The organism is Candidatus Eisenbacteria bacterium, from assembly GCA_035712145.1.
GTDB lineage: Bacteria > Eisenbacteria > RBG-16-71-46 > RBG-16-71-46 > RBG-16-71-46 > DASTBI01.
The window spans coordinates 1-12,749 of sequence record DASTBI010000057.1 but is presented as its reverse complement, the minus strand read 5'-3'; the positions used below and the strand labels follow the sequence as shown (position 1 = coordinate 12,749).

The 12,749-nt window shown below is 67.1% G+C and carries 10 protein-coding genes; 3 read left to right on the top strand and 7 right to left on the bottom strand.

Annotated features, from left to right (window positions below; genetic code table 11):
• The first annotated feature begins 378 nt into the window (after positions 1–378).
• On the top strand, positions 379–795 hold the full coding sequence (locus VFQ05_03430; GenBank protein ID HET9325800.1) for a response regulator: 417 nt from the start codon (positions 379–381) through the stop codon (positions 793–795).
• Here the strand turns inward: VFQ05_03430 and VFQ05_03425 are convergent.
• Positions 736–4,509, bottom strand: a complete 3,774-nt coding sequence (locus tag VFQ05_03425; GenBank protein ID HET9325799.1) for a CheR family methyltransferase — start codon at positions 4,507–4,509, stop codon at positions 736–738. The two genes, VFQ05_03430 and VFQ05_03425, sit on opposite strands and share 60 nt — an antisense overlap.
• Positions 4,510–4,858: 349 nt before the next feature.
• Here VFQ05_03425 and VFQ05_03420 point away from each other — a divergent pair, with 349 nt between their 5' ends.
• On the top strand, positions 4,859–5,413 hold the full coding sequence (locus VFQ05_03420) for a hypothetical protein (GenBank protein ID HET9325798.1): 555 nt from the start codon (positions 4,859–4,861) through the stop codon (positions 5,411–5,413).
• 66 nt (positions 5,414–5,479) lie between these two features.
• On the opposite strand, the gene VFQ05_03415 is transcribed toward VFQ05_03420, so the two are convergent.
• From VFQ05_03415 to VFQ05_03395, 5 genes are all read right to left on the bottom strand, one after another.
• The gene (locus VFQ05_03415; GenBank protein ID HET9325797.1) at positions 5,480–5,806 is read right to left on the bottom strand and encodes a hypothetical protein; all 327 of its coding nucleotides are present in this window, start codon (positions 5,804–5,806) and stop codon (positions 5,480–5,482) included.
• A gap of 119 nt (positions 5,807–5,925) precedes the next feature.
• A complete protein-coding gene (locus VFQ05_03410; protein ID HET9325796.1) occupies positions 5,926–6,501 on the bottom strand; it encodes a DUF1697 domain-containing protein in 576 nt (191 codons plus the stop codon).
• Between the two features lie 7 nt (positions 6,502–6,508).
• Positions 6,509–6,883: a cupin gene (locus VFQ05_03405; protein HET9325795.1), complete on the bottom strand. Its 375-nt coding sequence runs from the start codon at positions 6,881–6,883 to the stop codon at positions 6,509–6,511.
• Between the two features lie 2 nt (positions 6,884–6,885).
• Positions 6,886–8,430: an Rne/Rng family ribonuclease gene (locus VFQ05_03400; protein ID HET9325794.1), complete on the bottom strand. Its 1,545-nt coding sequence runs from the start codon at positions 8,428–8,430 to the stop codon at positions 6,886–6,888.
• Positions 8,427–11,150, bottom strand: a complete 2,724-nt coding sequence (locus VFQ05_03395; protein HET9325793.1) for a TIGR03960 family B12-binding radical SAM protein — start codon at positions 11,148–11,150, stop codon at positions 8,427–8,429. The genes VFQ05_03400 and VFQ05_03395 overlap by 4 nt, the downstream gene beginning before the upstream one ends.
• 152 nt (positions 11,151–11,302) lie before the next feature.
• Here VFQ05_03395 and VFQ05_03390 point away from each other — a divergent pair, with 152 nt between their 5' ends.
• Entirely contained in the window at positions 11,303–12,208 is a 906-nt protein-coding gene (locus VFQ05_03390) for a hypothetical protein (protein ID HET9325792.1), read from the top strand.
• Positions 12,209–12,218: 10 nt separating this feature from the next.
• Here the strand turns inward: VFQ05_03390 and VFQ05_03385 are convergent, their stop codons facing one another.
• The gene (locus VFQ05_03385; GenBank protein HET9325791.1) at positions 12,219–12,728 is read right to left on the bottom strand and encodes a VOC family protein; all 510 of its coding nucleotides are present in this window, start codon (positions 12,726–12,728) and stop codon (positions 12,219–12,221) included.
• Positions 12,729–12,749: the final 21 nt, after the last annotated feature.

Sequence of the window (12,749 nt, the reverse complement as noted above, 5' to 3'; positions counted from 1 at the left end):
TGGTGTCGCTGAACCGTGTCGCGACGCCATCGATTGCCTCTCTCCGGGACGCGCTCGCCAAGACAGGCTCCGGAGGTGCGGTCGTGCTCCAGGTCAATCGGATGGGCCAGCTCCAGTACGTCGCGTTCGAGATGGAGTGAGGTCGCCAGATCCGTCCCCGCGAGCGGGCCCGCGCTCCCGTTGTAGGACCTGCATCCCGGCCCTGGTGAACTCATGATCGAACGACGATTTGACTATTCACCCATCCCAGACGGCAGTAGGGTCGCGGTCAGGCGCGACCTTCACCAATCCTGTCACTCCTTCACGCACGAATTCATGTCGAGGCCGATGGATTCTCTCTTACAGCGTTCGCGCGGACCTTCCACTCTGGAGCCACCCTTGGAGTCCGTTCGCGGGTGGAAACTGCTTCTGGTCGAGGACGACGCCGACTCGGCAGAGGCTCTGATCGGACTGCTCGAGCTGCACGGCATCGAGACGCTGTGGGCTATCGATGGCGTTGCCGCAATCCAGGCGCTCGACTCGATCCGACGTCTCGGGCAGCGCCCGCCGGATTTCGTGCTGCTCGACCTGAACCTGCCCAATACCAACATCCTCTCGCTCGCGCACCAGCTGCGAGCTCACCCCATCGCTTGTCCCATCGTGCTGGTCTCCGCCACATCGCCGCAGATCCTCGATAGCGCGGCGGCCGAGATCGGCGCCGTCGCCGCGGTCCGCAAGCCATTCGGCATGGACAAGCTACTGGCGGTCTTTCGCCGTCAAGCGAGCGTCGAGGAGCACCACCTCAGCGAGGGGTAGCTCGACGGTAAAGGTCGACCCTTCCCCGAGCTTCGAGTGTGCGCGGATCGAGCCTCCGTGCTGCTCGACGATCCCACGGGAGATGAAGAGTCCGAGTCCGAGCCCGCTGCGCGACGCCTGACTGGTGGACATGCCTCTTGAAAAGCGGGTGAACAAAGTCCCCATGGCCTCTGCGCTGATCCCCGGCCCCACGTCCTTGACGTCGATTTGCGCCATGCGCCCATCGTCGTGCGGGACCACGCTGAGTTTGATATTGACCCGCTCGGAGCCCGCGGCATGCCTCGCGGAGTTGCCGAGCAGGTTCCCGATCACCTGGAGCAGGCGTCCCTCGTCACCCTGGACGATGATCTGAGCCGGCTGTGCAGGGAGCTGTAGGCGAACGTCCATCGTCGGTGAGGATGCCAGGCTCTGCTCGCGGGCACGAAACAGGAGCGCCTTGAGATCCACCGGTTTCTTCTCGATCGAGAGCCGGTTGCTTTCGAGTCGCGCCACGTCGACCAGGTCGTCGGTGAGCCGCGCGATGTGCGTGATCTGGAGCTGAAACTTGTTCAGCGCCTCTTGCATCTTACGCGTCCAATCCGGACCCCGTCGCTCCTCGAGCAGCAACCGGTTGAGGACCTCGGTGTACACCCTCAGGGGCTGGAGCGGCGTGCGCAGCTCGTGGCTTGCGAGCGAGAGGAACTCGTCCTTGAGGCGGTCGGTGCGCTGAAGCTCTTCGTGCGCCCTCACGTCTTCGGTGACGTCGACGGCGGAGACGACGACGACACGAATGCTGCCCTGGTTGGGTTCCAGCACCGGAATCAGACTGCAGTCCCAGATGGTCACGGGTCCATCTGGAACGGCCAGGCTCACGCGCGACAACCGTTTCGGCTCCCGGGTCACGACGACTTCGTCGAACGCCGCACGGGCCTCCTCGGGGGCCAGGAAGCCGAGATCCTCCCAGCGGCGGCCGGTGATGCCGGAACCCATGTGCACGGCTTTCCCTTTGGGGTCGCTCGTCCCCTTTGCCACCAACGAAGCGAACGCGGGGCTCGCGTAGAGCAGACGGCCGGTCCCGGCATCGAACATCGCCAACGCCACCTGATGGGCGTGCTCGATCATGAGTCGGTAGCGCTCGAGTCGAGCCTGCTCGCCAGCCTGCTGGGCGTCCGTGACGTCCCTCCCATACAGAAGCGCCCCGACCACGCTGCCGCGGGTGTCCCGATTGGGGATCACCGTGAACTGCATCTGACGCACGACGCTCTCTCCGTCGTGTTCGTGAGACGTGATGGATAGCTCACCGCTGCTCCAGGGCCGTCCCGTCCGATAGACCTCCTGAACGCCTTCGATCAACGGACGGAGCTCGGACGTCGCCACTTCTTCGAGGGTCTGCCCCTTGATCAAGCCGGCCCCGAACGTTCCAGCCGGGACGTTCAGGCTCTCGACCTTCATGGTGGGCCCAGTCACCACGCCGATGTGGAACGGCGCGAGCTCGACCATCTCGGTCAATCGCAGCCGCTCGAGCGTCAGGACGTGCGCGAGCTGCTGGAGCTCGGCGCTGCGCGCCACCAACTCCTCGTTGGTGGTCTCGAGCTCCTCGTTGGTGGCCTGCAGCTCCTCGTTGTTGGTCTCGAGCTCCTCGTTGGTCGCCTGCAGCTCTTCGTTGGTGGCTTCGAACTCCTCGTTGGTGGCCTGGAGCTCCTCCTGGGTCAGCATCATCTCTTCAGTCGAAGCCTGCAGCTCCTCGTTGGCATCCTGCAGGTCCTTGTTGATCTCGGAGAGCTTGCGATTCGACGTGCCCAGCTCTTCGCCGAGCTGGCGATGCTCTCTCTCGATGGCCGCGATACGCTGCCGGGCGACGGCGAGCTCGGTGCTGTCGATGACCGTGATCAAGACGCAGTCGAGGTTCGACCCCTCGAGGTGGCTGGGCGCCAAGCTGAGGGTCACCCACCTGGGTTGCCCGGCGCGGGCGTCGAGCGCGACCTCCGGGAGCGTCACGACCGCGCGCTCGCGGAATACCCGGTCGATCGCATTGCGCACATCGCCGTACGGCAGGTCGCGGACGGCGTGGAGGAAGTCCTGGTCGTTGCCGACATCGCGGATGCCGAGGAATCGCCGAGCCAGCGAGTTGATCGTCAGGATGCGGTAGCCGGCATCGATCAGGATGGCGCCCACGCCCAGGAAGCGAAGGATCACCTCGTTGAGGCGCCGCACGGTGGTGAGATCCGACTCTCGGTGCGCGAGCTCGGCCGCGTTCTCCGGTTGCCTCGAGGGGTGCGGGACGCCACCCGCGATGTGGGCGCCGGTAGCATGGCCCGGCATGGCCATGGGCCCAGCGAGGCAGCGATAGATCCGCCACTTCTTGTTCACCATCTCGAAGACCGACTTGCTCGGCCTCACGGACTCCGCCTTGCCCAGGAAGAGGAAGCCGCGGGTTTGGTGCAGCGAGTAGGCGAACAGGTCGAGGACGTCGCGCTGGAGGTCGGGCTTGAAGTAGATCAGCAGGTTGCGGCACAGGACGAGGTCGATGCGCGGGAACGGGACGCCCCGGCTCAGGTCCTGTTGGCCGAAGATCACCATCTGCCGCAGCGACTTGGCGACACGGAGGCCACCGTCCTGGCTCTCGAAGAAGCGTCTCCGGATCTCGTCGGAGAGACCGCGCGCGGCGCTCACCGGATAGAAGCCGCGGCGAGCGAAGGCGACCGCTGATTCGTCGAGGTCGGTGGCGAACACCCTCACGTTCCATTCGGGGAGCTCGGCGCCGAGAATGTCCGTGGCCAGGAAGGCGAGCGAGTAGGCCTCTTCCCCGGTGGCGCAGCCAGCCGACCACAGACGCAGGACGTTGCCGCGCTGGCGGCCGCCTTCGATGAGCGTCGGAAAAATCTCCTGCCTCAGGTGCTCGAAGGCTTCGCTGTCGCGGAAGAACTCGGTCACCTTGATGAGCAGCGACCTCGCCAGGTCACCGATCTCGTCCGGATGGGACTCGAGGTAGCCGTGGTACTCCTCGAGCGAAGTCAAATGACGAATCGCCATGCGACGGCTGATCCGGCGCAGGATCGTCGTGGGTTTGTACTGCCTGAAGTCGATGCACGAACGCTGCCCAACGAGCTGCAGGATCTGCCCGAAGGCGTCGTCGCTCACCACGTGATCGCCGAGAGCCGGCGGCTTCAAGAGATCGGTCAGCAAGGGCCCGATCCGCTCGAGATCCTCGACGTGGTCGACCACCGTCGGCGGCAAAGCCTGGGGCATGGAGGGATGCGCGGCCGTGGCGGGGTTCTGGATCACCACCGTCCCGCCCGCGGCCTTGACGTCGATCGCTCCCGCCGCGCCATCGGAGCCCGAGCCGGTCAGGATCACGGCGAACAGCCGATCCCCATAGTTCTGCGCGGCGGTGGACAGCAGCAGGTCCACCGATGGCCGGGGGCGGTTGCCGTGGTCGGCCTCGAGACGCACGCTGCCGTCCTGGATGACGACGTGCTGATTGGACGGCACCACGTACACCTTGCCGGGCTCGAGCGGAGTGGGCTCGAGCACCGTGACGACCGGCAGCTTGCTCTTGCGCTCCAGGATGCTGGCCAGATGGCTGGGGCGGCGCGGATCGAGGTGCTGAGCCAGCACCAGAGGAGCCGGAAAGTCCCCGGGCAGTGAGCCAACCAGCACACTGAGCGCTTCGATGCCGCCCGCCGACGAGCCGACGACCACCAGGTTATGGGAGTTGCTCTGGACGGCGGTCATCGAATGCTGAGCCTCAGGACACAGCGGAGGGCGTCGACTCCCCCCGCCGACGCTTCAATCACGACGATGTCCCGCGCCACCTCCGCCTCCCCTTCGACTTGCTCGACTCACACGCCAGTGGGGCGGCGGCCGAAGAGAATTACCTGAGTCTTCTTCCAATTTCGTGGTTAACCGTAGGCCGATGTCTGGACAGGGTCAACGTCCGCTCTTAGCCCCCCCCCCCGACTTGTAGTGCGTCGCCAATCGCCGAGCGCCCAACTGCTTCGGTCGTTCGCGGTATTCTTGCGGAGCTTCGCGTCTCTGACGGAATGAGCGCCGCGCTCACGGCCTTCGAACGGAGTCCCTGCCCATGAAGATGACGAGAATCGCTCTGGTCTTCGCCGCCGGTATCGTCGCTGGCTGCATGACGGCGGGACCCCCCGCACCGGCTCAGGCGCCGCCGCCCGCGACGGGGTCCCGGGTCGCGGCCGGCGTTCCCCTGGTGCTGGACCGCGCCGATTTCCGGCTCGGATCCACGGTGCAGTTCGCGCGCATTCCGGCCGCCAACGAGCTCTACGAGCTCCACAACACCACGGGACTCGCGCACGTGCTGCTCGCGCTGCCGGCCTGGCCGAGGTCCTATGCCGATCTCGAGCCGCTGCAGCAGACGCCGGAGCAGGCCGACCTGATCGTGGTGCTGCCCGGCTACCCTCCCACGCGCGAGGCGGCGGATGCCTGGAATCTGCTCAACGTGCGCACCCGGCTGATCCTGGTGGTGGATGGCCCGCCGGTTTCGAGCCACGCGATCGCGGACCTCAACGCGATGCGGGCGCTCGAGCGCCTGATCGTGAATACCGAGGAGCCTTCACGCAGCGGCTTCGAGCGAGTGCAGCGGCCGATCAGCTTCCGCGTCGTGCGCGACTGAGGGGGCTGGCAACGAAGCGGCCCGGAGCTCGCGCTCCGGGCCGTTGCCTTCGCGACCAGGAAGAGCCTACTTGATACCCGGCGAGGGGTCGGGCGTCGGGGACGGATCCGACCCGGTGCACGGACCTTCGTAATCCTCTTCGTGACCGGCCTGAGGCGTGCCGTCCTCGTTGAAGTGCCCGGCCTGTCCATAGATAGCCGTGCGATTGGCGCAAACCGTGACGAAGTGCGTGCTCGGCGCCCGGCCTGTGGCGTGGCAGATGCAGACTTCATCCTTGGCGGCGGACACCGTCGCGGGTCCGAGGACGATCTGCAGTCCTACGGCGGCGGCGAGAGCCAGGGCGACCAATCCCAGGTTGAAGGCGAGACTCTTGTGGCGGCGGAAGAAGGACATGATGTCTCCTCAAAGAGGTGCGCCTTCCGTGTCGCGGGTTCGAATTCTTGGAGATCGGGGGCAATCAGCGTACATCGCCGGACATCGGCCGTGAAACTGTTTTATGAGGCTGTTCGAGTTCAGTCGTCTCGCGTGAGTGCCTGGAGCTTGGTGATCGTCGCCCAGTTTCGGATGGTGAGCCGCTCGCCGTGAGTGCGGTACATCGCGACGCCCAGGCGGCTCTCGAGCAGTCCGTCTGGACACCAGAAATAGGCGGCGCGCCGGCCAAGCGCCAGCGCCTCCGGTTTCCAGTCCTCCTTGGCCAGGGGCTTCAGGCGCGAGAGGTCGCCGTCGATCGGGACGGCGACCATGAGCCGCGAGGGGTTGGTCGCGACCTTCGCCAGCGGGTTTTCCTTCACGATCGCGGCGAGGTCCGCCGCGCCGAGCACGACGACCTGCGCGGACACGCCGAGCTTCGCCTTCATCGCCCGCTCGATCCCCGCCGCGGCCCCCGTACCCTTGGCCGCGCGGAAGACGACGTTGCCGCTGTTGAGCAGGGTGCGGACGTCCTCGTAGCCGAGCTTCTCGACGATCGCGCGCAGGTCGGCCATGGCCACCCGTTTGGCCCGGCCGACGTTGATGCCCCGGATCAGCGCGACATGCGCGCCGGATGAAGGCCGCGCGGCCTTGGGTTGGCGATCGGCCCTCGGGACCACGCCGTTCTTACGGATGGCTCTTGGCGTAGTGCTCGGCTCCCTGGAAGTGCAGCGAAACGTAGGGCTCGTCTCCCACGACCCAGCTGTCGTGAGGAACCGGCGGGACGTTGAACAGCTCGCCCGCCGCCAGCTCGACCAGGCGTCCATCGAGGAAAGCGACCACCGCCTTGCCCTGGAGCACCAGACCGACGTGCTCGAGCGCGCAGAGCTTCTCGCCGATCCGCGGACCGACGTCGACCGACCACTTCCAGCCTGGCTGATAGGTGGCGCGTCCGATCGTGATGCCGCCGATCCTCACGATCTCGAACGTGCCGCGGCTCATGACCCGGGTCTCGTCAGGTGAGTCGAAGCGCCGCAGCAGGACGTCGGGCGCGCAGTCCAAGGCTACGTCCCGGGCACCGCGCCCACCACCTGCTTGGTGATGTCGAGCTTCTTGTCGGTGTAGACCTTCATGTCGCCGCGCTTGAGCTGCGGATCGTCCTTGAGGTCGACCTGGAGACGGAAGCGCTTCTCGAGCTCGGCGAAGCGCCGCGCCTCCTGCTCGACGAAGTACAGCGCGACCTCGGGATTGACCTTGAGCGTGATGCGCTTCTCGGTGCCGATCGCGGCCACGCGACGCATGGCGCGCTCGAGCTTCACCAGCATGGTCTCGTGCGACGGCACCTTGCCGAGGCCGCCGCAGTGCGGGCAGTCCTCGGTGTAGTAGTGGAGCAGGCTCGAGCGCTCGCGCTGCCGGGTCATCTCCACCAGGCCGAGGTCCGAGACCGCGAAGGCCTTGGTGCGCGCGCGGTCCTTGCGCAGCTCGGTGCGAAGCTCGTCCAGCACCGCGCGCTTGTTGCTCTCGATCTCCATGTCGATGAAGTCGATGACGATGATGCCGCCGATGTCGCGCAGCCGGAGCTGACGAGGGATCTCGCGCGCCGCTTCGAGGTTGGTGCGGAGGATGGTCTCTTCCTGGTTCTTCTTGCCGGTGAAGCGTCCGGTGTTCACGTCGATCGCGACCAGCGCCTCGGCGTGGTCGACGCAGATGTAGCCGCCCTTCTTGAGCCAGACCTTGCGCTCGAAGGTCTTCTCGATCTGCGACTCGATCTCGAAGGCGTCGAAGATGGGATCGCGGCCCTTGTAGAGCTTGACGCGATCTCTCAGCTCGGGGGAAACCGACTTCAGATAAGCCTGGATCTCGTTGAACGACTCCTTGTCGTCGATCACCACCTCTTCCACGTCGTCGGTGAAGAGGTCGCGGATCAGGCTGGCGGTCATCTCCATCTCGCGGTGCACCAGCGACGGCGCGCGCACGGAGGCCGACTTGCGGTCGATCTTCACCCACAGCTTGGCGAGATGCTTGACGTCGGCCGCGAACTCCGGGTCGCCCTTGCCCTCGCCGGCGGTGCGGGCGATCAGTCCCACGCCCTTGGGCTTCAAGTCGCCGATGATGGCCTTGATGCGCTGGCGCTCCGAGCGCTCCTCGATGCGGCGCGACACGCCGACGTGGTCCACGCCCGGCATGAGCACGCAGAAGCGCCCGGGCAGGCTGACCTGCTGGGTGACGCGAGGGCCCTTGGTGCCGATCGACTCCTTGGTGATCTGCACCAGGATCTCCTGGCCCTTCTTCAGGTGGTCTTCGATCTTGGGCGCCGGCGCCCGGCGTCGCCGGCGATCGCCGTTCTCTTCCAGATCCGAGATGTCGTCGAGGCCGCTCAGCGACTCGGCGAGATCGGAGGCGTGGAGGAAGCCGGTCTTCGGCAGCCCGAGGTCGACGAAGGCCGCCTGCATGCCGGGCAGGACGGCGTTGATGCGGCCCTTGTAGATGTCCCCGACGTGGCGACGCTGGTCGGCGCGCTCGACGAGGAGCTCGGCGAGCTCACCGTCTTCGAGGATCGCGATGCGGGTTTCGTAGGCGTCTGCGTTGATGATGATGGACTGCTTCACGAAGTCGTCCCATACATCCGCGCGACGGCTTCGTCCCCGTGGGTGAGCAGCTCGAGCGGATCCCGCCGGCGGCCCGAAGCCTCCGACCAGAGCGCCATGCGCTCCACGTCGGCGCCCCGAGGGTCGGCCTCCGGGATCAGCTCCAGGAGCAGCTCCTCGGGCCGGACGGACGCCCGCGGCGTGAACCGCAGGTGACAATCCAGCACCGTGGAACCGTCTTCGGAGCCGATGTCGAGTGCCACGATCGATGGACGAGCGTCGAATTCGCGGGTCGTCCCTTCGTTCTTGCGGCGCACCACGATGTGGTCGCGCGCGAGGAGCGAGTTCGCTCGCCGTGAGAGGCGCGAAGCGAGCGTGTCGTGCGCGAGGCCGGCCTCGTCCAGGATCGCGTGCGGGAAACGCACGCGATAGGAGGCGCCCTCGAGCTGGCTCATCAACGAAGGAGTCTTGAACAGGATGGGCTGGAAGCGCAGAACCGCGAGTCCCTCGGGAAGCACGGCGTCGAGTCTCTCCTGGAGGTCGACGCCCGGCGGCCTTGAAAGCTCGAGATCGAAGACTTCAGCCCGTGAACGGTAGCCCAGCGGCAACGGAGGCCCGAACGACATCTTGATGTGCGGGTGGTGCCCCTGGGAAAACGCGAGCGGCAGCTCGGAGCGGCGCAGCGTGCGCTCCCACGCCCGCATCAAGTCGAGATGCGAGGTGAAGCGCATGGCCGCGCCTTTCGCGAACTCGATGCGGAAGCGCGTGCTGGTGGTGATTCCGCGTCCTTTGCGGGTGTTCGAGGTGGAGCGCCGCGGCTCGGGACCGTGAACGCGCCGCGCCCGGCGCCCGAACGCAACCGCCGCCCGCTGTGCATGCGGCAGATCGATCGGAACGTGGGGCTGCTTGACCCACGGGCGTTGCGGACATTCGGAGACGCCGCACGAGAAGCAGATGTCCTCGAGGCGGCAGTCCTCGGTGATCGCCGCACGGTCGGCGCGCACCTTCTCGCGGACGAGAAACTTCCGGGTCACCGGCGACTGGACCACGTCCCATGGCTGATCCAGCTCGGTGGAGCGCTCCGCGAGATAGCGCTCGGGATCGATGCCGAGGTCGTGGAAGACCGCCATCCAGGTGTCGAACTGCAGATGCTCGGTCCAGGCGTCGAAGCGGCAGCCGCGGCGGAAGGCTTCTTCCACCGCCTGCCCGAGCCTGCGGTCGCCGCGGGTGAACACACCCTCGAGCAGCGAGGTCTCGGCATCGCGGTACTTGAGCGTCACCGGCTTGCCGCGCGCCGCCTCACGCAGCACCCCCAGGCGCCGGTCCAGCTCGGCGATGGTCAACTGCTCGGCCCAGGCGAAAGGCGTGTGCGGCTTGGGCACGTGCGGCGAGACGCTGACCGTGATCTTGAAGGTCCCGTTGCCGGCGGCGCGCGCTTCCTGCCAGGCGCGGTGGCCGAGGCTCAGGATCGCGCGCAGGTCGTCGTCGTTCTCGCCCGGCAGCCCGCACATGAAGTAGAGCTTGGCCCCGGTGTAGCCCTCCCGCGCCGCGGTCGCCACCGAGCGCAGCAGCTCTTCTTCGGTGTGGTTCTTGTTGATCACGTCGCGCATCCGCTGGCTGCCGGCTTCGGGCGCGAGCGTGATCGAGCCCTTCTTCTGCGCCGCCATGCGGCGGGCCACGTCGACCGGGACGTTGTCCGGGCGGGTCGAAGGCAGCGCGATCTGCACGCGGGTGGCGCACAGCGCGTCGGCGAGGGTATTCACCTGGTCGACGATCTGCGTGTGATCGGTGCTCGAAAGCGACACCAGCGACACTTCCTCGAGCCCGGTGGCCGACAGTCCGCGCAGCACCTCCTCCACCACCTGCTGGCCCGGCTTCTCCCGCACCGGCCGGTTGATCATGCCGGCCTGGCAGAAACGGCAGCCGCGAGTGCAGCCACGCATGATCTCGACCGAGAGCCGGTCGTGGGTGATCTCGCCGATCGGGAGCAGCGGGGCCGACGGGTAGTAATCACTCTTCAGCTCGCTCACCCAGACCGAGCGCACCCGCGAAGGAAATCCCGGTCGCGCCACCGGCACCAGCCACCCTTCGGAGGTGGCGCGCGTCTCGTAGCCCATCGGCACGTACACCCCGTCCACGTGCGCCAGGCGGCGCAGCAGCACGGGCCGCGACCAGCGCTCCCGCTTAGAGCACTTCACCAGGTCGACGACGCGATGGATCGCCTCCTCGCCGTCGCCGATCACGAACGCGTCGACGAATTCGGCCACCGGCTCGGGGCTGAACGCCTGCGCCCCGCCGGCGATGATGACGGGATGACCGGCGTCGCGCTCAACCGAGCGCAGCGGAAGGCCGGCGAGATCCAGCATGTTGAGCACATTGGTGTACTGCAGCTCGTACTGGAGCGAGAAGCCGATCAGGTCGAAGTCCGACGCGGCGGCGTGCGATTCCATCGAGAACAGCGGGATCCCGCGCCGGCGCATCTCGGCCTCGGCGTCGGGCCAGGGTGCGAAGACCAGCTCCGCGGCCACATCCGGCCGCTGGTTCAGGACGTGGTGGATGATCCGGATGCCGATGTTCGAGAGCCCGATCTCGAAGGCGTCCGGGAACGCCATCAGCACCTTGATCTCCGCCTCGGCGAGCGGTTTGTGGGGCGCGTGCAAGGCATTGCCCAGGTATCGATTCGGTTTCGACACCCGGGGCAGCAACTCGTGCTGGACTCGATCGGAGATCGTCGTGATCATGGAACGGGTTACGCCCCGCAGGCCGGTCGCGAAGTCCCTGGAGAAGGGAAGCGCGTCCCGCTAACTTCAGAGGGGCAGCAAGTTAGCACACGCGAACATGAATACCAACCAGGTACGCATCGTCCTCACCACCACACTCTAAAGGGTTTGGCATGGCCAGCTTCCGCGACGACCGCCGCTCCGGATCGGAAGACGTCGCCAACGCCTTCCTCGAAGGGCTCAGGCGCTGGATCGCGGCCGATCCCTCGCCCGGCCCGATCGAGCTCCGCCTGGCGCTGCTCGGCTGGCTGCGCGATGCGCAGCGCACGCAGCCGACGATGGCGCTGATCCATCAGCTCGCCGCGCGCGCGCTGGAAGTCGCCGACACGGCCGTGACGCGCGGCGATCGTGTCGCCGATCTGCGGCGGGCGCTCGAAGAGTCGTGCGCGGCCGAGCTGGCCGATCTCGCCATGATCCGGCGCGCGGTCGTCCAGCAGGCGATGAAGCTCCTGAGCGGACGCGGCGCGTGGATTGCCACGCTCTCCTCGAGCTCGCTGGTGCGTGACGCGCTGCTCGCGGCGCACGAAGCCGGACACGAGCCACGCGTGCTGATCGCCGAGAGCCGGCCGTTACAAGAAGGCCGTGAGCTGGCGGCGACGCTTGCGGCGCGCGACATCCCAGTGTGGCTCGTCGTCGATGCCGCGCTCCCGCTGGTGCTGTCCCAGGCCCAGCTCTTATGGATTGGGGCTGACGCGGTCACCGAGCTCGGCGTGCTCAACAAGATCGGCTCGTTCGCCGCGGCGCTCGCCGCGCGCGAGCACTCGGTGCCCGCGTACGCGCTGGCCTCCCGTCGCAAGTTCCTGCCCGCCGCCACCGCGGCGCTGCGCATCGACGAGATGCCGCCGGCCGAGGTGTGGGAGAACCCGCCCGATCGGGTGAAGCCCCGCAACGTCTACTTCGAGCTGGTGCCGATCCAGCTCTTCCGCGGTCTCGTGGTCGAGGACGCGGTGCTGCCGCCGGGCGAGGCATCGCAGCTCGCGCGCGAGCGGCCGTTGCCTCGGGAGCTCGCGACGACCTAGTCCCTCGGGGTTACTCCGGCCGGCGCACGGGCTCTTTCGTCGGCTCCTTGAGGAGCCCGGCGATGTCGAGGCGCTCGTTGACCATGGTGAAGTTCCCGGCCGCGTCCCTGGGCCATTCCTCGCGCGGCCGGTCGCGATAGAGCTCGATGCCGTTCCCGTCCGGGTCGTGCAGGTAGATTGCTTCGCTGACGCCGTGATCCGAAGCACCGTCCAGCTCGATGCCGGCGTCTTCCAGCCGCCTGAGCGCGTCGGCCAGAGTCGCGCGATCGGGATAGAGGATGGCGACGTGGTAGAGGCCGGTGGTGTTGGCGGGCGGCGCCGAGCCGCCCTTGCTGTGCCAGGTGTTGAGCCCGATGTGATGGTGATACCCGCCGGCCGAGATGAACGCCGCCCCCGGCAGGCGCGCCGTGAGCTCGAAGCCCAGCACGCCGCAGTAGAACTCGAGCGCCCGGTCGATGTCCGACACTTTGAGGTGGACGTGTCCGATGCGGACTCGCGGATCGATGGGCGGCGTGGTCATGATCTCCTCCTGAAATGCGGC